Annotated in this window: 18 protein-coding genes and 2 tRNA genes; 5 read left to right on the forward strand and 15 right to left on the reverse strand. The window is 73.1% G+C overall.

Annotated elements, in window-relative coordinates; translation table 11 throughout:
- Positions 1–32: 32 nt before the first annotated feature.
- The 5 genes from ACIPYS_RS30865 to ACIPYS_RS30885 form a co-directional block, all read right to left on the reverse strand.
- On the reverse strand, positions 33–887 hold the full coding sequence (locus ACIPYS_RS30865; protein WP_400752285.1) for an ABC transporter permease: 855 nt from the start codon (positions 885–887) through the stop codon (positions 33–35).
- Positions 884–1,888: an ATP-binding cassette domain-containing protein gene (locus ACIPYS_RS30870; protein WP_400752288.1), complete on the reverse strand. Its 1,005-nt coding sequence runs from the start codon at positions 1,886–1,888 to the stop codon at positions 884–886. Before ACIPYS_RS30870 ends, ACIPYS_RS30865 begins: the two co-directional genes overlap by 4 nt.
- 164 nt (positions 1,889–2,052) lie before the next feature.
- Positions 2,053–2,128: transfer RNA gene (locus ACIPYS_RS30875), tRNA-Gly, on the reverse strand.
- Positions 2,129–2,162: 34 nt separating this feature from the next.
- Positions 2,163–2,235, reverse strand: a tRNA-Gly gene (locus ACIPYS_RS30880).
- A 127-nt stretch (positions 2,236–2,362) separates the two neighbouring features.
- Positions 2,363–2,680, reverse strand: coding sequence for an Lsr2 family protein (locus ACIPYS_RS30885; protein ID WP_030304494.1), 318 nt, complete (start codon positions 2,678–2,680; stop codon positions 2,363–2,365).
- Between the two features lie 460 nt (positions 2,681–3,140).
- On the opposite strand from ACIPYS_RS30885, the gene purS reads away from it, so the two are divergent.
- The 4 genes from purS (at position 3,141) to ACIPYS_RS30905 (ending at position 7,239) form a co-directional block, all read left to right on the forward strand.
- Positions 3,141–3,401 carry a phosphoribosylformylglycinamidine synthase subunit PurS gene (gene purS / locus ACIPYS_RS30890; RefSeq protein ID WP_078879748.1) on the forward strand — a complete coding sequence of 87 codons (261 nt, stop codon included), beginning with the start codon at positions 3,141–3,143 and terminating at the stop codon, positions 3,399–3,401.
- Entirely contained in the window at positions 3,398–4,075 is a 678-nt protein-coding gene (purQ, locus tag ACIPYS_RS30895) for a phosphoribosylformylglycinamidine synthase subunit PurQ (RefSeq protein WP_093861156.1), read from the forward strand. The genes purS and purQ overlap by 4 nt, the downstream gene beginning before the upstream one ends.
- Positions 4,075–6,330, forward strand: coding sequence for a phosphoribosylformylglycinamidine synthase subunit PurL (gene purL / locus ACIPYS_RS30900; protein WP_093861155.1), 2,256 nt, complete (start codon positions 4,075–4,077; stop codon positions 6,328–6,330). Before purQ ends, purL begins: the two co-directional genes overlap by 1 nt.
- A 72-nt stretch (positions 6,331–6,402) precedes the next feature.
- Complete coding sequence (locus ACIPYS_RS30905; RefSeq protein WP_400752293.1) at positions 6,403–7,239, forward strand: sterol carrier family protein; 837 nt, start codon at positions 6,403–6,405, stop codon at positions 7,237–7,239.
- Positions 7,240–7,309: 70 nt separating this feature from the next.
- Here ACIPYS_RS30905 and ACIPYS_RS30910 read toward each other — a convergent pair whose 3' ends face one another.
- The 3 genes from ACIPYS_RS30910 to fbaA all read right to left on the reverse strand — a co-directional run bounded on the left by ACIPYS_RS30910 (position 7,310) and on the right by fbaA (position 10,213).
- Entirely contained in the window at positions 7,310–8,149 is an 840-nt protein-coding gene (locus ACIPYS_RS30910; RefSeq protein WP_400752296.1) for a DUF3152 domain-containing protein, read from the reverse strand.
- Positions 8,150–8,501: 352 nt separating this feature from the next.
- Positions 8,502–8,915: a DUF3151 domain-containing protein gene (locus tag ACIPYS_RS30915; protein WP_093861152.1), complete on the reverse strand. Its 414-nt coding sequence runs from the start codon at positions 8,913–8,915 to the stop codon at positions 8,502–8,504.
- Between the two features lie 56 nt (positions 8,916–8,971).
- A complete protein-coding gene (gene fbaA / locus ACIPYS_RS30920; RefSeq protein ID WP_286158640.1) occupies positions 8,972–10,213 on the reverse strand; it encodes a class II fructose-bisphosphate aldolase in 1,242 nt (413 codons plus the stop codon).
- A gap of 150 nt (positions 10,214–10,363) precedes the next feature.
- On the opposite strand from fbaA, the gene ACIPYS_RS30925 reads away from it, so the two are divergent.
- On the forward strand, positions 10,364–11,083 hold the full coding sequence (locus tag ACIPYS_RS30925) for a DedA family protein (RefSeq protein ID WP_197698774.1): 720 nt from the start codon (positions 10,364–10,366) through the stop codon (positions 11,081–11,083).
- A 55-nt stretch (positions 11,084–11,138) separates the two neighbouring features.
- Here ACIPYS_RS30925 and pyrE read toward each other — a convergent pair whose 3' ends face one another.
- The 7 genes from pyrE to clpB all read right to left on the reverse strand — a co-directional run bounded on the left by pyrE (position 11,139) and on the right by clpB (position 20,538).
- A complete protein-coding gene (gene pyrE / locus ACIPYS_RS30930; protein ID WP_093861149.1) occupies positions 11,139–11,675 on the reverse strand; it encodes an orotate phosphoribosyltransferase in 537 nt (178 codons plus the stop codon).
- Between the two features lie 51 nt (positions 11,676–11,726).
- Positions 11,727–12,974 (reverse strand): hypothetical protein, encoded by a 1,248-nt coding sequence (locus tag ACIPYS_RS30935; RefSeq protein ID WP_400752303.1) that lies wholly within the window; start codon positions 12,972–12,974, stop codon positions 11,727–11,729.
- Between the two features lie 129 nt (positions 12,975–13,103).
- Complete coding sequence (locus ACIPYS_RS30940; RefSeq protein WP_400752306.1) at positions 13,104–14,753, reverse strand: spermidine synthase; 1,650 nt, start codon at positions 14,751–14,753, stop codon at positions 13,104–13,106.
- A gap of 142 nt (positions 14,754–14,895) precedes the next feature.
- The gene (locus tag ACIPYS_RS30945) at positions 14,896–15,423 is read right to left on the reverse strand and encodes a DUF2617 family protein (protein ID WP_093861147.1); all 528 of its coding nucleotides are present in this window, start codon (positions 15,421–15,423) and stop codon (positions 14,896–14,898) included.
- A 444-nt stretch (positions 15,424–15,867) separates the two neighbouring features.
- Entirely contained in the window at positions 15,868–17,058 is a 1,191-nt protein-coding gene (locus ACIPYS_RS30950) for a pyridoxal phosphate-dependent aminotransferase (protein ID WP_400752310.1), read from the reverse strand.
- Positions 17,059–17,206: 148 nt separating this feature from the next.
- Complete coding sequence (locus tag ACIPYS_RS30955; protein ID WP_093861145.1) at positions 17,207–17,770, reverse strand: YbjN domain-containing protein; 564 nt, start codon at positions 17,768–17,770, stop codon at positions 17,207–17,209.
- Between the two features lie 161 nt (positions 17,771–17,931).
- Positions 17,932–20,538, reverse strand: a complete 2,607-nt coding sequence (gene clpB, locus ACIPYS_RS30960) for an ATP-dependent chaperone ClpB (protein ID WP_093861144.1) — start codon at positions 20,536–20,538, stop codon at positions 17,932–17,934.
- Positions 20,539–20,572: the final 34 nt, after the last annotated feature.

The raw sequence follows: 20,572 nt of genomic DNA on the forward strand, positions 1-20,572 counted from the left end.
GGCCTTCGGATCCGTACCGGGCGGAGGGACGCTCAGCGGCGCGGCTCCCAGCGGAAGTACCGGACGGCGCCCCAGACCGCGAGGGCGAGCCAGACGCTCCCGGTGACGAGGTGCGGAGCGGCGGCGGCCCAGCTGCCGGCGAACCCGGTCGGGGCCTCGGAGCCGTCGGTGCCGAACCAGCCGACCCGGACCAGCTGGAAGGCCGGGGTGGTGGGCAGCAGGCGGCAGATGTCGGCCACGCGCTCGGGCATGACCTCCAGCGGGACGAACAGCCCGGAGCCGAACTGGGTGAGCAGCAGGACCGGCATGGTGGTGATGCCGGCGCTCTCCACGGTCCGGGTGAAGGCGCTGGAGACGGCGGCCAGCGCCATCATGGTCGCGACGACCAGGGCCAGGCCGGCCACCAGCAGCAGCGGGTTGACCGGTGCGGTGAGGTGCAGGGCGGAGGCGCCGACGACACCGATCACCGTGCACATCAGCAGGGCCAGACCGACCGAGGGGACGGCGGTGCCGACCATGATCTCGATGTCCCGGGCCTCCCCGGTGCGCAGCCGCTTGAGCACCAGCTCGCCGCGGCGGGCCACGTAGGCGGCGGTCAGGTTGTAGTAGACGACGAAGGCCAGCACCATGCCGACCGCGCCGTTGACCAGCAGCGAGTCGACGTCCAGGCCGGGGCTGTCCTTGGCCTGCTGGTCGAGCACGTTCTTGAGCCCGCCGATCAGCAGCACCGGCAGCAGGACGGCGGTGAACAGGGCGGTCCGGTTGCGGAGCAGCAGCACTCCCTCGGCCCGGCCGAGGGCGAGCAGCCGGCGGACGACGGTGCTCCGCGGGCCCGCGGCGGAGGAGCGGGCCCGCTGCGGACCGGCGGTGGTGGTGGCGGTGGTCATCGGGCGAGTCCGATCAGCTTGCGGCGGGCGGGGGGAGCGGCGGGGGTGTCGGCCGGGGGCCGGTGGCCCGCCTCGGAGGCGATGGCCAGGAAGGCCTCCTCCAGGGAGGCGCTGCGGGCGTCGAGGGCGCCGAGCGCGATCCCGTGCCGGTCGGCCCAGCCGAGCAGCTCGGTCAGGGTGGCCTGCAGGGCGGGCGTCTTGACGGTGACCTTCCGGCCGTCGACGGTGACGGTGGCGCCGGCCAGCGGCGGGAGGGAGGTGCCGGTGAAGGCGGGCAGTTCGAAGCCGATCCGGGACGGGCGTCCGGCGATCACCTCGGCCACCGTGCCGGCCGCGACGATCTGCCCGCCGTGCATGATCGCCAGCCGGTCGGCGAGTTCCTCGGCCTCCTCGAGGTAGTGCGTGGTGAGCAGCACCGTGGTGCCCTCGGCGCGCAGCTCGCGGACCAGCTGCCAGACGGCGGCGCGGGCCTCGGGGTCGAGGCCGGTGCTCGGCTCGTCCAGGAACAGCACCTCGGGCCGTCCGAGCAGCGCCATCGCCAGGTCGAGACGGCGGCGCTCGCCGCCGGAGAGCTGCTTGACCCGGACCCCGCGGCGGTGGCCGAGGCCGACCAGCTCCAGCGCCTCGTCCAGGGGGCGGGCGTGGCTGGTGATGCCGGCCCAGGCCCGGCCGGTCTCGGCAACGGTGAGGTCGCCGGGGAAGCCGCCCTCCTGGAGCATGATGCCGATCCGGGGGCGGACGGCGGCCCGCTCCCGGTGCGGGTCGTGCCCGAGCACCCGGACCCGGCCCCCGGTCGGGGCGGCGAGGCCCTCGACGAGTTCCATGGTGGACGTCTTGCCGGCCCCGTTGGTGCCCAGCAGGGCGAACAGCTCGCCGCGGCCGACGGTCAGATCGACGCCGCGGACCGCGTGGTAGCGGTCACTGCCGGCGCCGTAGTGGCGGTGCAGGTCGGTGACCTCGATCACGTGGTCGCCGGCGGCGTGGGACTGGCTCGTTTCCATGTCCCAAGCCTTCCGCCGGCGGGGCCGCGCGGGCAGTGCGCGGTCTCACCGGAACCCGGTGCGGATCCACGGGTGGGCGGTGACAAATGTCATGGGTGCCTCCGGGATTCCGCCCGGAGCGGGAAACGCCGAAGGGCCCTCTCTTCCGAGAGGGCCCTTCGTACTGGAGCGGACGACGAGATTCGAACTCGCGACCCTCACCTTGGCAAGGTGATGCTCTACCAACTGAGCCACGTCCGCAGGATGGAACTATTGAGTTGTGCTCGCTACTGCGAGCGGACGACGAGATTCGAACTCGCGACCCTCACCTTGGCAAGGTGATGCTCTACCAACTGAGCCACGTCCGCCTGGTGCCTGGGGCACCCGCCGCCTCTCCGGATCTCTCCGTTGCGGCGACGAGGAATACTCTACAGCATCTTTCGGGGTGGTCGCCCCACCCTTCTGCCGAGGGCGGGACGACCGGTACCGGGGCGGTCAGTTCGCCTCGGCGAAGGCCTCGTAGACGTGCTTCGGGATGCGGCCGCGGGCGGGCAGCTCCATGCCGCGGGACTGGGCCCAGGCGCGCACGGCGGCCGGGTCGGGGGTGAGGGCGGTGCGGCGGAAGGACTTTCCGGTACGGCTCTGGCGGCGGCCGGCCGCGACGAACGGGGCGAGGGCCTCCCGCAGCTTTTCCGCGTTGTCCACGGACAAATCGATCTCGTACGACTTCCCGTCGACGCCGAAGTGGACGGTTTCTGCGGCCGCGCCGCCGTCCAGGTCGTCGGAGAGCGTGACAACTACACGCTGAGCCATGGGTGTCAATCCTCTCGGGCAATTCGGCCGACAAGGACGCGGGTGCGCCCCGGGGCCTGATGTGCACCCTTCGCGCAAGCGCATACGGGCAGGCCGGATGGCCGTGCCGGATACGCAGCACTCGCCGCGGCAGGTGGCCCTATTCTGCACCCGAAGCGGGGAGAAATCGAAGAGTCCGGCTTTCTTTTCCGGATATTCACGTGTCTTCGCCGGGTGCCGGATACCGGTGCACTCGACTGGCCGATCTGTCCGGAGTGCCGGTATTCGGGTGCTCTTCGGTGGTTCTCGCGGGGGCTCCGGAATCCGGCGAAAAGGGGCACCCGGCGGGGGGTGGCGGGCAGGTGGAGCCCTTGTGGCGTAAGGGTCGTCGGTCTACGCGCGTCACCGTCCCCGGCCAGCAAACACGCCCGAAACCCCCGGTAGTCTGGAGTTCCCCCGCCTCACGAAGACACCACCGGGAGTGCCAGTGGCACGCGTCGTAGTCGACGTCATGCTCAAGCCGGAGATCCTCGACCCCCAGGGACAGGCGGTGCAGCGCGCGCTGCCCCGTCTCGGATTCACCGGGATCTCCGACGTCCGCCAGGGCAAGCGTTTCGAGCTGGAGCTGGAGGGCCCGGTCGACGACGCCGCGCTCGCCCGTATCCGCGAAGCCGCCGAGACCTTTCTCGCCAACACCGTGATCGAGGACTTCACCGTCCGCGTCGAGGAGGACGGCAAGTGACCACCCGCGTCGGCGTCGTCACTTTCCCCGGCTCCCTCGACGACCGCGACGCCCGGCGCGCGGTCCGCCTGGCCGGCGCCGAGCCGGTCGCCCTCTGGCACCGTGACAAGGATCTCCACCAGGTCGACGCCGTCGTCCTGCCGGGCGGATTCAGTTACGGCGACTATCTGCGCTGCGGTGCGATCTCCCGGTTCTCGCCGGTGATGGAGACCGTCATCGAGCAGGCCCGGCAGGGAATGCCCGTTCTCGGTATCTGCAACGGCTTCCAGGTGCTGTGCGAATCCCACCTGCTGCCCGGCGCGCTCACCCGCAACGACTCGCTGCACTTCGTCTGCCGCGACCAGAAGCTGCGGATCGAGAACAACGGCACCGCCTGGACCGGGGATTACACCCCCGGGCAGGAAATCGTCGTGCCGCTGAAGAACGGCGAGGGCCGCTTCGTCGCCGACGAGCGGGTCCTGGACGAGCTGGAGGCCGAGGGCCGGGTGGTCGCCCGCTACCTCGACGTCAACCCCAACGGTTCGTACCGTGACATCGCCGGCATCACCAACGCCGCCGGCAATGTCGTCGGTCTGATGCCGCACCCCGAGCACGCCGTGGAGCCGCTCACCGGTCCCACCACCGAGGGCCTGGGCTTCTTCACCTCCGTCCTGAAGCAGCTGGTGAACGCCTGATGAGCCTCGACACCGTCAAGAACGCCGAGCAGACCCCGGACGCCGCCCAGCCCTGGGCCGAGCTCGGCCTCAAGCAGGACGAGTACGCCCGGATCCGGGAGATTCTCGGCCGCCGCCCGACCGGCGCGGAACTCGCCATGTACTCGGTCATGTGGTCGGAGCACTGTTCGTACAAGAGCTCCAAGGTCCACCTGAAGCAGTTCGGCGACAAGAAGCCGGAGACCGACGCCATGCTCGTCGGCATCGGCGAGAACGCCGGTGTGGTCGACGTCGGCCAGGGTTACGCGGTCACCTTCAAGGTCGAGTCGCACAACCACCCGTCGTACATCGAGCCCTACCAGGGCGCGGCCACCGGCATCGGCGGCATCGTCCGCGACATCCTGGCGATGGGCGCCCGCCCGGTCGCCGTGATGGACCCGCTGCGGTTCGGCGCGGCCGACCACCCGGACACCCGGCGCGTGCTGCCCGGGATCGTCGCGGGCATCGGTGGCTACGGCAACTGCCTGGGCCTGCCGAACATCGGCGGCGAGGTCGTGTTCGACTCCTGCTACCAGGGCAACCCGCTGGTCAACGCGCTGTGCGTGGGTGTCATGAAGCACGAGGACATCCACCTCGCGCAGGCCTCCGGTGCCGGCAACAAGGTCGTCCTGTACGGCGCCCGCACCGGTGGCGACGGCATCGGCGGCGTCTCGGTGCTCGCCTCCGAGACCTTCGACGACACCAAGCCGGCCAAGCGTCCGGCGGTCCAGGTCGGCGACCCGTTCCAGGAGAAGCTCCTGATCGAGTGCACCCTGGAGATCTTCCGGGAGAAGCTGGTCAAGGGCATCCAGGACCTCGGCGGCGCCGGGCTGTCCTGCGCCACCTCCGAGCTGGCCTCGGCCGGTTCCGGCGGCATGCGGATCGACCTCGACACGGTGCACCTGCGCGACCACACGCTCTCGCCCGAGGAGATCCTCATGAGCGAGTCGCAGGAGCGCATGTGCGCGATCGTCGAGCCGGACAAGATCGACCGCTTCCTCGAGATCTGCGAGAAGTGGGACGTCATCGCCAACGTCATCGGTGAGGTCACCGACGGCGAGCGGCTGGAGATCTTCTGGCACGGCGAGCTCGTGGTGGACGTGCCGCCGCGCACCGTCGCCCACGAGGGCCCGACCTACCAGCGCCCGTACGCCCGCCCGAGCTGGCAGGACGCGCTGCAGGGCGACGCCCCGACGGCCGAGCGGCTGGCCCGCCCGACCACCGGCGAGGGCCTCAAGGCGGACCTGCTGAAGCTCGCCTCGCACCCGAACCAGGCCTCCAAGTCCTGGATCACGGACCAGTACGACCGGTACGTGCTCGGCAACACCGTGCTCTCGCACGGCGAGGACTCGGGCATGATCCGGATCGACGACGAGACCAACCTCGGCGTCTCGGTCGCCACCGACGGCAACGGCCGCTACACCAAGCTGGACCCGTACACCGGCGCCCAGCTGGCCCTCGCCGAGGCGTACCGCAACGTCGCGGCCGGCGGTGCCAAGCCGCTCGCGGTCTCGGACTGCCTCAACTTCGGCTCCCCCGAGGACCCGGACGTGATGTGGCAGTTCGCCGAGGCCACCCGCGGCCTCGCCGACGCCTGCCTGACCCTGGGCACCCCGGTGACCGGCGGCAACGTCTCGCTGTACAACCAGACCGGCGAGGTCGCCATCCACCCGACCCCCGTGGTCGCGGTGCTCGGCGTCATCGACGACGTCACCCGCCGCACCCCGATGGCGTTCGCCGAGGAGGGGCAGCTGCTCTACCTGCTCGGTGACACCGAGGACGAGCTCGGCGGCTCGGCCTGGTCGCAGGCGGTCCACGACCACCTGGGCGGCCTGCCGCCCAAGGTCGACCTGGAGCGCGAGCGGCTGCTCGCCGAGATCCTGATCGCCGGCTCCCGGGACGGCATGGTCGACGCCGCGCACGACCTCTCCGACGGCGGCCTGGGCCAGGCGCTGGTGGAGAGCTGCCTCAAGGGCGGCCGGGGTGCCCGGATCGTGGTGCCCGAGGGCATGGACCCGTTCGTGTTCCTGTTCTCCGAGTCGGCCGGCCGCGCCGTCGTGGCCGTGCCGCGCAGCGAGGAGCTCCGGTTCAACGACATGTGCACCGCGCGGGGTCTGCCGGCCGTCCGCATCGGTGTGGTGGACGGCGACTCCCTGGACGTCCAGGGGCAGTTCACCGTTCCGCTGACGGAGCTGAAGGACGCCCACACCGGCGTCATCGAGGCCCTGCTGGCCTGATCGGCGACGCTGCCGCCCGAGGGGCGGACGGTCCTTCCAGGACCGTCCGCCCCTCGGCGTATGTTGGGCCCCATGCCTGCCAAGTCCCGTACCTACCGGCCCGAGAAGGTGCGCGCCGCACTCGCCGGGCAGATCGACGCGCTGAACGAGGCCGTGCGGCTGCTCTGCGCCCGTCCGGACGCCGGGGAACTGCTCGACCGGCCGACCCGGCTGGGGGAGTGGCGGGTGCGCGAGCTGATCGCGCACCTGGCCGTCCAGATCGACTGGGTGCCGGCGCACGTCGAGGACCCGCCGGAGGGGCGGCCGCCGCTGGACCTGCTGCGGTGGGTCGAGCGGGTCGGCACGGTCGCCCCGCTGCTCGACGAGCAGGCCCGGGCGCGGGCGGCGGACCCGGCGGGCGGGTTCGGGGGCGGGCCGGCGGCGGTGGCGGCGGCCTTCCAGGAGGCCGTGGCGGGGCTCGCCGCGGTCCTGGCCGGGACCGACTACCAGGACCCGGCCCGGCGGTTCGAGATCCGGCTCGGCTCGATGCTGCTCACCGACATGTGGGTGACCCGGCTGGTGGAGACGGTCGTGCACGCCGACGACCTGGCCGACGCGCTCGGAGCCGCGGACTTCCCGCACGACAAGCAGGCCGTCGCCGCCGTCACCCGGCTGCTCGCCGACGCCTTCGCCGACCGGGCGCCCGGCGGCGCGGTCGAGCTGCGGGTGCCGCCGTACGCGGTGGTGCAGGCCGTCGAGGGGCCGCGGCACACCCGGGGCACGCCGCCCAACGTGGTCGAGACCGACCCGCTGACCTGGATCCGGCTGGCCACCGGCCGTGTCGGCTGGGCGGACGCGGTGGCCGCCGCCACGGTCTCGGCGAGTGGTGAGCGCAGCGACCTGGGGGCGTACCTGCCGGTGCTGGCCTGACCCGGGACCCGCGGGGCCCCCGGAGGCCCCAGGGCCCTGAAGGACGGCCGGGCCCGGGGGAGAGCGGGTCTCAGGGGACGGCCGGACCGCCCAGGTAGCCGCCGTCGGCGCTGTACGGCCAGGCGTTGGCGGTACAGCCCTTGAGCCCGTAGATCTGCTGCATCATCGCGGGTGCCGGCTTCCCGGGGCCGGGGCAGCCCTCGTGGCCGTGGCCGATCCGGTGGCCGACCTCGTGGTTGATCACCAGCGCCCGGTACTCGTCGATCGGACCGTCGAACTGGGGCGAGCCGATGGTCCAGCGCTTGACGTTGACCACCACCTGGTTGCCGACGTTGCAGTTCACCTCGCCGTGGGTGTCCAGCCCGGCCGCGCCGCAGATCCGGTCCACGGTGGCGGGGGAGGCGATCTTCACGGTGAAGTCGTAGGCACCGGTGGAGACCAGCTGGAAGCCGTTCCGGCGGTCGTTGGTCCAGCCGCGCTTGTCGGCCAGGATGCCCTGGATCCGGGCGGCGGAGGCCGCCGGGTCGATGCCGATGCCGTCCTCGACCTCGACCCGGTAGCGGCGGACGGTGCCCCGGCCGACCGGGTCGGCGGAGCCCTGGGCGACGGTGAAGGTGCCGGCGCCCTTGGCCGCCGGGGTCTCCGGGCCCGTCGGCTGCGGGGTGGCGGCGGGCGCGGGCGGAGCGGCGGGGGCGGCCGGTGCCGGAGCCGCGGCCGCCGGGGGCCCGGACTGCGGGGCCGGGGGCACCGCGGTGGTGGGCACGGCCGGGGCGGCGGCGGTGGCGGTGCCGTCCGGCGGGGCGACCCTGGCCCGGGTGGTCCGGTCGGCGCCGGGCAGCGTGCCGGGGCGGTTCAGGACGAACAGGGTGCCGCCGAGGATCAGCACCGAGGCGAGCAGCGCAGTGAGCATGCCGGGCCCGATCCGGCGCCGGGGCGGCCGACGGCGACGGGAGCCCGCCCCGCCGCGGGGCCGGCCGCCGGATCCGCCCGCGCGGCGCGCGGGGCGCCGCCCGGGGTGTGCGGCGGTACGGGGACGGCGGACGGGACTGCTCGCGGGCACGCTGGGGCTTTCTGTCGACCCGTGGGGCCGCGAAACCTCGAACTGACGTGCGCGCCCCCCTGGCCCGCCCACCCTGGCATGGCGGACCGGTGAATGTCCACGTACGGGGTATGCACAGAACGGACAGAAACCGCCCCCGGTGCCCTGTCGGGCACCGGGGGCGGCGGGTTCGCGGGCGGACCGGGGCACGGCCGTCCGGGTGTCAGCCCAGGGTCGAGGCGGCGGTCGGCGAGCTGTCCCGGAGGAACTGCGCGCAGCGCTCCGCCTCCTCCTTCTCCTCGATCGCGGCGGCGGCCCGGCCGAGCGCGTGCAGCGCCCGCAGGAAGCCGCGGTTCGGCTCGTGCTCCCACGGCACCGGGCCGTGGCCCTTCCAGCCGCTGCGGCGCAGCGCGTCCAGGCCGCGGTGGTAGCCGGTACGGGCGTAGGCGTAGGACTCCACGACCCGGCCGGCCGCGAAGGCGTCGTCGGCGAGCTGGGCCCAGGCCAACGAGGAGGTCGGGAACTTCGCCGCCACCTCGGCCGGGGAGGCGCCGCCGGCCATCAGCTCCAGCGGGCCGGGCTCGGCGGGCAGGTGCGTCGGGGCGGGACCCCCGAGGAGGTTCTCGTGAATGCTCATGCCCCCCAGTGAACCACCGGGGGGCATGGACGCAGGACCACTGGGGGCGGGGGCCCCTACTTCAGGCGGTTGCCCGCCGAACGCAGCTGCTGGGCGGCCTCGAGCACCCGGGCGGCCATGCCGGCCTCGGCCAGCTTGCCCCAGGTGCGGGGGTCGTAGGTGTTCTTCTTGCCGACCTCGCCGTCGACCTTCAGCACACCGTCGTAGTTCGCGAACATGTGGCCCGCGACGGGGCGGGTGAACGCGTACTGGGTGTCGGTGTCCAGGTTCATCTTCACGACGCCGTTCTCCAGCGCGGTGGCGATCTCCTCGGTGGTCGAGCCGGAGCCGCCGTGGAAGACGAAGTCGAACGGGTCGTTCTTGCCGTACTGCTTGCCGATCGCGTCCTGGAGCTCGCGCAGCAGCTCCGGCTTCAGCACGACGTTGCCCGGCTTGTAGACGCCGTGCACGTTGCCGAACGAGGCGGCCAGCAGGTAGCGGCCCTTCTCGCCCAGGCCCAGGGCCTCGGCGGTGCGGACGGCGTCGTTGACGGTGGTGTACAGCTCGTCGTTGATCTCGTGGGTGACGCCGTCCTCCTCGCCACCGGTCGGGGTGATCTCGACCTCGAGGATGATCCTGGCGGCGGCGGCCTGGGCGAGCAGCTCCTCGGCGATGGCCAGGTTGTCGCTCAGGGTCTCGGCGGAGCCGTCCCACATGTGCGACTGGAACAGCGGGTTCTGGCCCTTGGCCACGCGCTCGGCGGAGACCGCCAGCAGCGGGCGGACGTAGCCGTCCAGCTTGTCCTTCGGGCAGTGGTCGGTGTGCAGCGCGACGGTGATGTCGTACTTGGCGGCGACGATGTGCGCGAACTCGGCGAGCGCGACGGCGCCGGTCACCATGTCCTTGTTGTGCTGGCCGCCCAGGAACTCCGCGCCGCCGGTCGAGATCTGGATGATGCCGTCGCTCTCGGCCTCGGCGAAGCCGCGCAGCGCGGCGTGCAGGGTCTGCGAGGAGGTCACGTTGATCGCCGGGTAGGCGAACTTGCCCGCCTTGGCCCGGTCCAGCATCTCGTTGTAGATCTCGGGAGTTGCGATGGGCATGCGAATCCGCTCCTGTCGGTGTGCGGCGTACGGACGGTGCTGTCCGACGCTGTGTACGCCTGGTGACGACTCCGGGGTACCGGGGCCGGTGCGCGGCTCTGCGTGCGGCTTGACCGGTACCGAGGTCAGAGGCAGCGGCCGCGGAGCGGCGATGAGGGTGTTCGCCACCGCGGCCGGTCGCCGGTGCCATCCTCCCAGAATGCCCACCGCCTCCACCATGCGGCCCGCCAGTCGGGACGGCCGCCCCCGGCGGCCCGCCGTTCCCGGGGCCGCGCCCCCGGTACGGCGGTGACGTGCGACGAAAGGATGAGCACCCACCGACCCCCTGGGGCGAGGCCCGGACGAAGACGGGCCCGCTATCCTGCGGCCGTGGACTACAACCAGCTGGCCGTCAATCTGCTCGACGCCAAATCACTGATCTCGTCCCTCGGTGCGATCGGGCTGATCGCGATCATCTTCGCGGAGACCGGCCTGCTGGTCGGGTTCTTCTTCCCGGGTGACTCGCTGCTCATCATCGCGGGTGTCGCCGCCTCGAGTGCCGCCTCGTCGGTCCTCGGCGAGGGCCACCGGCTGCCGATCGCGACCCTGCTGATCGGGGCGCCCATCGCGGCGATCGCCGGAGCCCAGCTCGGGCACCAGATCGGGGTGAAGGTCGGACCGAAGATGTTCGACAAGCCCGAATCGAAGATCTTCAAGCGCGAGTACGTGCAGAAGGCCGAGGAGTACTTCAACCGCTTCGGCCCCGGCAAGGCCGTCGTGCTCGCCCGCTTCATGCCGATCGTCCGGACCTTCCTGAACCCGGTCGCGGGCACCCTGGAGATGCCGGCCAGGACCTTCTTCCTGTGGAACGTCGTCGGCGGCGTGCTGTGGACCGAGTCGATGCTGCTGATCGGCTACTTCTTCGGTGACGCGCTCGCCCCGGTGATCGACAAGTACCTGATCCCGGCCGTGCTGCTGATCGTGCTGCTCTCGATCTCGCCGATGCTGGTCGAGGTGCTCCGCGAGCGCCGCAAGAAGAAGGCCGCCGGTCCCGAGACCGAGAACGCCGACGCCGTCCAGGCCGGCGGCGGCCGGCACCGGCGCGGCTGAGCCGTCCACCGAGGACGTTTTCCACCGAGCACAACGGCCGGGCGGGTGTCGGGGCTCAGAGGCCCAGGTCGTCCAGGGTGTACGCGGTGACGTAGGGCAGGCCCTCGGCCTCGACCGCGGCGGCGCCGCCGCGCTCGACGATCACTGCGACGCCGACCACCTCGGCGCCCGCCTCGCGCAGGGCCTCGACGGCGGTCAGCACCGAGCCACCGGTGGTGGAGGTGTCCTCGACGGCCAGCACCCGGCGGCCCTTGACCTCCGGGCCCTCGATCCGGCGCTGCAGGCCGTGCGCCTTGCCGGCCTTGCGGACCACGAAGGCGTCCAGCTCACGGCCGCGCGCGGCGGCGGCGTGCAGCATCGAGGCGGCGACCGGGTCGGCGCCCAGGGTCAGCCCGCCCACGGCGTCGTACTCCAGGTGCGCGGTCGCGTCCAGCATCACCCGGCCGACCAGCGGAGCGGCCTGGCCGTCCAGCGTGATCCGGCGCAGGTCGACGTAGTAGTCGGCCTCCTTGCCGGAGGAAAGGGTGACCTTGCCGTGGACGACGGCCTTGTTCTTGATCTGTGCCAGCAGGGCGTCGCGGTCGTTGCTCATGGACGTCCAGTCTAGGGCCTGCCTCCGGGGCCCGCCCCGGTCCCGGGCCGGTCAGCGGCGACGGCGCAGCGCCCTGACCAGCACCACGGTGCCGCCCAGCAGGGCCACCCCGCCGCCGATCATCCACGGCACCGTGCTGCGGCCGCCCACTCCGGGCACCACGATGCCGCCGGCGTCGCCGCCCCAGCGGGAGGCGGCCCGGGCGCGGGCGCTGCGGGCCGGCAGGGCGGGGGCGTACGGGCCGCGCGGCGGGGCGTGGTCGACCTCCTCGGCGGAGCGGCCGACGATGCTGCGGCGGACCGGGCCGCCGAGCACCGGCTCCGGCTCGTAGCCGAAGGGCGGCTCGGCGGGGAGTTCGGCGGAGACCTCGCGCTCGATCCCGGCGGCGGGCGTGCCGGTCCCGGCCTCGCCGGCGGCGGGCTCGTCGACGTCGTCGGCCTCGTCCGGGTCGCCGAGCGGGAGGCCGAAGCGCTCCGCGTCGGCGTCGGAGAAGGCGATGAGGTCGGAGAGGTCGTCGTCGAGGTCGTCGCCGGGCTCGTCCTCGCGGTCCTCGTCGAGGGCCTCGTGGCGGTTCTCCAGGAACACCACCGTGGCGGAGTCCTCGGAGTCCTCGGAGTCCTCGGCGTTCTCCGAGTCGCCGGAGTCCTCCGAGTCGTCCGGATCACCGGACCCGTCGGACCCGTCGGACCCGTCGGGCTCCCGGGTGTCCCCGGCGTCCCGGGCCTGCCCGGCGGCGTCCGCGCCCGTCCCGGTGACGGCCTCCGCCTCCGGCCCGGCTCCGCTCCCGGCCTCGGCCCCGCTCTCGGCCCCGCTCTCGTCCTCGGCCTCGCCGTCCGGGCCGGTCCCGGCGGCGCCGTCCGGCGAGGTCAGGGCGGTGGCGAAACGGTCCAGCAGCCGGCGGCCGGCCGCGTCGAGCGTCTCGCCGTCGAACTCGGTCAGCCGCCCGGTGGCGCTCAGGTCACCGGTGAAGCGCACCACCGAGGTGCCCTCCCCGGCGCCCTCGGCGACGCTGATCCGGACGGTGGCGGTCGCCTCGCCGCTGCCGCGTGCCTCCTGGCCCTCGGCGAAAGCCGTCAGCACGCCCTCGCGGCCCTCGATCAGTGAGAGCACGCCCTTGTAGGTGATGGTGGAGCTGCCGATCCGCAGCTTCAGCCGCCCCCCGATCTCCTCCGCCGGGCCACTGCCGACGGCGGCCGGTTCGGTGCTCAGCCCCGGCACGGAACGCGCCAGCAGCGCCGGATCCTGCAGGGCCTGCCGGACCTGCCCGGCCGGCATCGGGACGACAACCTCATGCTCCATGTCACGGAGCCTACCGACCGAACCCGCGCCCGGCGCCGCCCTGTCCCCTACCTGTCGCCGTGGCTCGCCCGCTCGCCGCCGCCCGGCCGCCGGCCCCGACCGGTGGGGCCGGCGGCCGGCGGAGCCGGGTCAGTGCGGGCCGAGCAGGGTGAGGGCGGCGGGCGGGCGCAGCGGCCGCAGCGCGGTGAGCCGGGCGGCGGAGGCGCGCAGGCCGTCCGCGGTCAGGGCCCGGGGCGGCGGGGCGTCGGGGGAGAGGGTGAGCGGCGGCTGGGCGGCCGCGGCGAGCAGGAAGCTCTGGCTGCTCTCCGGCCCGGGGCGGCAACTGGCCGTCGCGCTGCCCGCGACGGCGTACGGGACGGTCCGCAGCCCGGCCGCCCGCAGCCCGGACTCCACCTGCCACAGCCCCTGGCGCCCGTGCTGCTCCTCGCCGCCGCGCACGGCGAGCCGTCCGCCCGGGGCGAGCAGTCGGGTGGTGAGGCCGTAGAACTCCTGGGAGTGGAACTTCACCGGCCCGCCGTCGGCGGGGGCGGGCAGGTCGGCGAGGACCACGTCGAAGGACTGGCCGGGCGAGGGCCGGACGCCGCGCAGCCAGTCCAGCGGGTCGGCCTCGGCGGTGCGCACCCGGGGGTCGTCCAGGGACCGGCCGGAGAGCGCGGCCAGGCCCGGGTCGGTGCGGGCGAGCCGGGGGAGCGCCGGGTCCGGGTCGACCACCAGGACCGAGCGGACGCCGCTGTGCCGCAGCACCTCCCGGAGCGCGAGCCCGTCGCCGCCGCCGAGCAGCAGCACCCGACCGTCCGGTCCGGCGGCCATGGCGGGGTGGACGAGCGCCTCGTCGCCCCGGTAGGCGTCCGGTCCGCAGACCGCGAGCCGGCCGTCGACGTACAGCCGCAGCGGGCCCTCGGCCGGGCCGGTGAGCACGAGCTCCTGGTCCCGGCTCTGGCTGACGGAGCGGATCTGCCCGCCGTACAGGGCCTGCCGCGCCGCCCGCTCGACCGCGCCGGACCACAGCGCGGCCGAGGCGAGCAGGGCGAGGACGAGCGCGCAGCCGCCCCACAGCAGCCGCCGGACCCGGGGGTCCGGTTCCTCGCGGAAGAGCCAGAGCACCAGGGCGCCCCCGGCGACGGCGTTGACGGCGCCGGTCACCAGTGCGCCGCTGCCGGGGCCGAGGAGGGGCAGGATGAGGAACGGGAAGGCGAGGCCGCCGATCAGCGCGCCCACGTAGTCGGCGGCGAAGAGGTCGGCGGCGGCGCGCCCGGCGTCCTCGCGGCGGATCCGCTGGACCAGGGTCATCAGCAGCGGGATCTCGGCGCCGATGAGGACGCCGATGAGGCAGGTCAGGCCGACCATCGCGGCCTGGTAGCGGCCGATCCAGGCCCAGCAGGAGTAGAGCGCCAGTACGGACAGGCCGCCGGTGAGGGCGAGGGCGCACTCGACCAGGGCGAAGGCGGTGGCGGGCCGGCGGGTGAAGCGTTTGGCGAGCAGCGAGCCGAGGCCCATCGCGAACACCATGACGGAGAGCACGACCGAGGTTTGGGTGACCGAGTCCCCGAGCAGATAGTCGCCGAGGGCCACCAGTTCCAGCTCGTAGACGAGTCCGCAGGCCGCGCAGACGAACGCGGCGAGCAGCACCACCAGCCGGGCGAGCTCGGGGCGGGCACGCACGCGGGACCGACGGCGGGCGGGCAGGGAGGTCAGGCTCCGCCCGGGCCGGGGTGGGCTGCCGTCGTCGAGGTCGAGGCCCGGCTGTGCGGGGGGCGGACCGACCGGATGATTGATCACGAACAAACGCTAGGCGACGTTCGGGACGGACGGCTGCGCCCATTCGACGGACAGGGCGGTATCGCAGGTTGACGAATCGTTCCTGCGTACGAATGAAGGCGCGCGGCTGGAGCTATGCACGGCTCGGTGGGGTCGGTGCCGGTCATCGGGAGACCACCAGCGAGGAGCGGGTGCAGACCAGCCGTCCTTCCTGCGGATAGGCGTGCCAGGTGCGCCAGAGCAGGCGGTCCGCCCCGCCCTGGGTGACCAGCGCGGTGAAGGCGCTGGGATCGCCGGGGAACACGCCGGCCAGGCCGCGCGGGTGGCCCTCGACCAGGGCGAGCAACTCCTGCGCCCGGGCGGCGAAGTCGTGCGGCGGGAGGGCCTCGATCCGGGCCGCGAACTCGTACTCCCAGCCGTCGACCTGCTTGGCCACCCGGGCCGGCAGCGGCGTGCGGCGGCCGGGCAGGCAGGCGACGGTCTCCAGGCAGTGGCCGGGGCCGGCGGCGATCGCCACCTGGTGGGAGGCGCCCAGCAGGCGCAGCTGGAGGGTGCCGGACGGGCCGGGGTGGCCGGGGCCGTCGAGTCTCAGGTCGCGGACCGCGAGGGCGGGCAGCGGCTCGCCGCCCAGGCACCAGGCCAGGTCACCCGCGCGGGTGTCCGTGTAGGAGGTCTGCAAAGTGGTGAGCATGCTCGGCTCCGCGTTTCAGCTCCGTGCGCGCCCTCCGAGCAGCAGCGATCGGGCCCGGGTCAAGGCGGGGCTGTTCGTGGCTGTGCGGTCCAGGGCGCGGCCGACCGTGGAAGGAAGGATTCCGGCTGGAGATTCAGCAGCAGAGAAGCACGAATACGCCGGGTCCGTCGGTGATTTACCCAACTTTGTCAAGCATTCACCGTTTCGAGCACATCGGCTTCGCTGCTCTGATCGACCCGGTGTGCGACTGTGCACCGCGCGCGCCTTTCGTTCCGGCCCGCACGCCGTGTACGCGGCTTGCGCGCTGTTCGCACCACGCGTGCGCTCTCGCCCCGGATGTGCCGGGCGCACGGCACCGGGCCCGGGCGAAGCCCTGCCGCGCAGGCACGAGGAATTGCCCGGAAGGCAGCAAGACCGCTGCCCGCCGGGCGAACTGACGAATCGTCAGGACGTGCGAGAGGTCCGGTCGACGGGACGGAGCCGGGTCAGTCGGTCGACCGCCTCCTCCAGCACGTCCACCCGCTTGCAGAAGGTGAAGCGGACCAGCGGGCGGCCGGCGTCGGCGTCGTCGTAGAAGACGGCGTTGGGGATGGCCACCACCCCGCAGCGTTCGGGCAGGGTGCGGCAGAACTCGATGCCGTCCTGCTCGCCCAGCGGGGTGATGTCGGTGGTGACGAAGTAGGTCCCGCCGGGGCGGAAGACCCGGAACCCGGCCGCGTCGAGGCCGTCCGCGAGCAGGTCGCGCTTGTGCAGCAGATCCGCGCGGAAGCCGTCGAAGTAGCTGTCGGGGAGCGCGAGCGCCTCGGCGACGGCGTACTGGAACGGACCGGCGCTGACATAGGTGAGGTACTGCTTGGCGGTGCGGACGGCGGCGACCAGCTCGGGGGTGCCGGTCACCCAGCCGACCTTCCAGCCGGTGAAGGAGAAGGTCTTGCCGGCCGAGGAGATCGAGACCGTGCGCTCGCGCATGCCGGGCAGGGCGGCGATCGGGTGGTGGGCGCCCTCGAACACCAGGTGCTCGTAGACCTCGTCGGTGACCACCAGGAGATCGCGCTCGACGGCGAGTTCGGCGACGGCGGCGAGCTCCTCGGGCGAGAGGACCAGGCCGGTCGGGTTGTGCGGCGAGTTGAGCAGCAGCAGCCGGGTACGGGGGGTGACCAGCGAGCGCAGCCGGTCCAGGTCGGGGCGGAAGTCGGGGGCACGCAGGGTGAGCGGCACCCGGACCGCACCGGCCATCGCGATGCAGGCGCTGTAGGAGTCGTAGAACGGTTCGAGGGCGATCACCTCGTCACCGGGCTCCAGCAGGGCGAGCAGGGCGGCGGCGATGGCCTCGGTGGCGCCGGCGGTGACCAGCACCTCGGTGTCCGGGTCGTACGCGAGGCCGTAGCGGCGCCGCTGGTGCTCCGAGATCGCGCTGCGCAGCTCGGGGACGCCCGGGCCGGGCGGGTACTGGTTGCCGCGCCCGTCGCGCAGGGCCCGGACGGCGGCCTCGCGGACCTCCTCGGGGCCGTCGGTGTCCGGGAACCCCTGGCCGAGGTTGATCGAGCCGGTGGCGGTGGCCAGCGCGGACATCTCCGCGAAGATCGTCGTACCGAGCCCGTCCAGACGACGGTTCAGCAGCGGCCTCGCACCCATCACGGCTCCTCGTACCTCGGTGGCGGCGGCGGTCGGGTCCGTTCCGGGGCCCGGTCGGCCCATCCTGGGGCCCGAGGGGGCCCGGGGACAAGGACGGCCCGCCACCGGGTGTGCCGGTGGCGGGCCGTGCCCGGGGTCTCCCGCGGGCTCAGTTCTCGTCGGAGCCGTCGGACGGCTTGTCCTCGCCGCCCTCGCCCTCGATCTCGTCCTGGAGGCCCAGGCGCTCGACGATCCACTGCTCGAAGCCGACCGCGGCCTGGGTCCAGTTGGCCGTGGTGGTGACGAAGTAGTCCAGGTTGACGCCGGTGCCGACGATCATCTGGGCCTCACCGATCAGCCGGACCACGCCGTCCTCGTGGGTGTGGGTGTAGACCTTGGGCCACAGGGTCTCCCGGTTCCACTCGTCGATCAGGTCGAGGATCTCGCCCTTCTTCTCCAGCGGGTACGCGCGGTCGTAGAACGCCCGGACCGCGAAGAGCTCCTTCTGCTCGCCGCGGAACATGTAGTAGACGCGGAAGCCCTCCCAGGGAGCGGTGAGGTCACCCTCCTCGTCGACCACGTGCTTGAGCTGCATCTGGTCGAGCAGCTGGCCCACCAGGGCCTGGTCCGGGACGATGATCGGCGGCGGGCCGGCCGGTCGGCCGCCCTGACCGCCGGGCTGACCGCCCTGCGGCGCGCCGAAGGACGGGATGGACGACGGGTCGATGCTCATGGGGTCCTCTTCCTCAGTGCACGTGGTGGTCGGCAATGAGAGGCCGCCCTTCCGAGTCCATCCTGCCTCATCCGGGGCCCGCCTCACAGGGGTGCCCGGAGGGCCTGTCGCCCGGATTCCCGCCGGGGGTGCGGCGGGCCCGGGCGACCGGTCCCGGAGGGTCATTTCTCCAGTGGTCCGCGGGCACGGACGGTGAGGCGGTCGCCGGTCTCGTCCCGCTCGACCAGCACGGTGTCGCCGTCGTGCACCTGGCCCGCCAGGATCGCCCGGGCCAGCTGGTCGCCGATCGCGGACTGCACCAGCCGGCGCAGCGGCCGGGCGCCGTACGCCGGGTCGTAGCCGGTGAGCGCCAGCCAGTCCCGGGCGGCCGCGGAGACCTCCAGGCCGAGCCGGCGGTCGCGCAGCCGCTCGGCGAGCCGGGCCACCTGGAGGTCGACGATCCGGGTCAGCTCGGCGGTGCCCAGCGGCTCGAAGACCACGATGTCGTCCAGCCGGTTGAGGAACTCCGGCTTGAAGGCGGACCGCACCGACTCCAGGACGAGGTCCTTCTTCCGCTCGTCCGGGGTGGTCGGGTCGACCAGGAACTGACTGCCCAGGTTGGAGGTGAGGATCAGGATCGCGTTGCGGAAGTCCACCGTGCGGCCCTGGCCGTCGGTGAGCCGGCCGTCGTCGAGCACCTGGAGCAGCACGTCGAAGACCTCGGGGTGGGCCTTCTCCACCTCGTCCAGCAGCACCACGCTGTACGGGCGGCGGCGGACCGCCTCGGTGAGCTGGCCGCCCTCCTCGTAGCCGACGTACCCGGGCGGGGCGCCGACCAGCCGGGAGACGGAGTGCTTCTCGCCGTACTCGCTCATGTCGATGCGGACCATCGCCCGCTGGTCGTCGAAGAGGAAGTCGGCCAGGGCCTTGGCGAGTTCGGTCTTGCCGACGCCGGTGGGGCCGAGGAAGAGGAAGGAGCCGGTCGGGCGGTCCGGGTCGGCGATGCCCGAGCGGGTGCGCCGCACGGCGTCCGACACGGCCTGCACGGCCTCCGTCTGGCCGATCAGGCGTCGGCCCAACTCCTCCTCCATGCGCAGGAGTTTGGAGCTCTCGCCCTCCATCAGCCGGCCGGCCGGGATGCCGGTCCAGGACGCCACCACATCGGCCACGTCGTCCGGGCCGACCTCCTCCTTGACCATCGAGGCGGAGGCGTCCTCGCCGGCGGCACGTTCCTGGGCGTCGGCGAGCTCCTTCTCGGCGGTCGGGATCTCGGCGTACATCAGCTTCGACGCGCGCTCGAAGTCGCCGTCCCGCTGGGCGCGTTCGAGCGCGCCGTGCAGGTCCTCCAGCCGCTCCTTGAGCTCGCCGACCCGGTTCAGGCTCTTCTTCTCCTGCTCCCACCGGGCCGTCAGCACGCTCAACTGCTCGTTCTTGTCGGCGAGATCGCGGCGGAGCTTGGCCAGCCGGTCGACCGAGGCCGGGTCCGACTCCTTCTCCAGGGCCAGCTCCTCCATCCGCAGGCGGTCGACGGAGCGCTGGAGTTCGTCGATCTCGACCGGCGAGGAGTCGATCTCCATCCGCAGCCGGGAGGCCGCCTCGTCGACCAGGTCGATCGCCTTGTCCGGCAGGAAGCGGGAGGTGATGTACCGGTGCGAGAGGGTGGCCGCGGCGACCAGTGCGGCGTCCGCGATCTGCACCTTGTGGTGCGCCTCGTACCGGCCCTTGAGGCCGCGCAGGATGGCGATCGAGTCCTCGACGTCCGGTTCGCCGACCAGGACCTGCTGGAAGCGGCGCTCCAGGGCCGGGTCCTTCTCGATCCGCTCGCGGTACTCGTCCAGGGTGGTGGCGCCGACCATCCGCAGCTCGCCGCGGGCCAGCATCGGCTTGAGCATGTTGCCGGCGTCCATCGCGGAGTCCCCGCCGGCGCCCGCGCCGACCATGGTGTGCAGCTCGTCGATGAAGGTGACGACCTGGCCGTCGCTCTGCTTGATGTCGTTGAGGACGGCCTTCAGCCGCTCCTCGAACTCGCCGCGGTACTTGGCGCCGGCCACCATCGCGCCGAGGTCCAGGGCGACCAGCCGCTTGCCGCGCAGCGACTCCGGCACGTCGCCGGCCACGATGCGCTGGGCCAGGCCCTCGACCACGGCCGTCTTGCCGACGCCGGGCTCACCGATCAGCACCGGGTTGTTCTTGGTCCGGCGGGAGAGCACCTGGACCACCCGGCGGATCTCCTGGTCCCGGCCGATCACCGGGTCGAGCTTGCCGTCCCGGGCGGCCCGGGTGAGGTCGGTGCCGTACTTCTCCAGGGCCTTGTAGGTGCCCTCGGGGTCCGGCGAGGTGACCCGGGCGCTGCCGCGGACGTCCTTGAACGCGGCCAGCAGCGCCTTGGCGGTGGCGCCCTGCCGCACCAGCAGCTCGGCGACCGCCCCGCCCTCGGCGGCCAGGCCGACCAGCAGGTGCTCGGTGGAGACGTACTGGTCGTCGAGGTCGTCGGCGCGCTTGCCGGCCTCGGTCAGCACGGCCATCGTGTCGCGGGCCAGCTGCGGCGCGGCGACGGTGGAGCCGGAGGCGCTCGGCAGCGCGGCCAGCTGGCGGCGGGCGTCGGCGCCGGTCGCGGACACGTCCGCGCCGACCGCCTCGAGCAGCGGTGCGGCGATGCCCTCGGGCTGTTCCAGCAGGGCGATCAGGATGTGCACCGGTTTGACGTCCGGGTTGCCGGCCGCGCCGGCCTGCCGGATCGCGGCGGACAGGGCGTCCTGCGTCTTGGTGGTGAACTTGCTGGCGTCCACTGCTGGGGGGTCCTCCCTCGTCGAGCTGATGTCT

The organism is Kitasatospora sp. NPDC089913, from assembly GCF_044748625.1.
Classification (GTDB): Bacteria; Actinomycetota; Actinomycetes; order Streptomycetales; family Streptomycetaceae; genus Kitasatospora.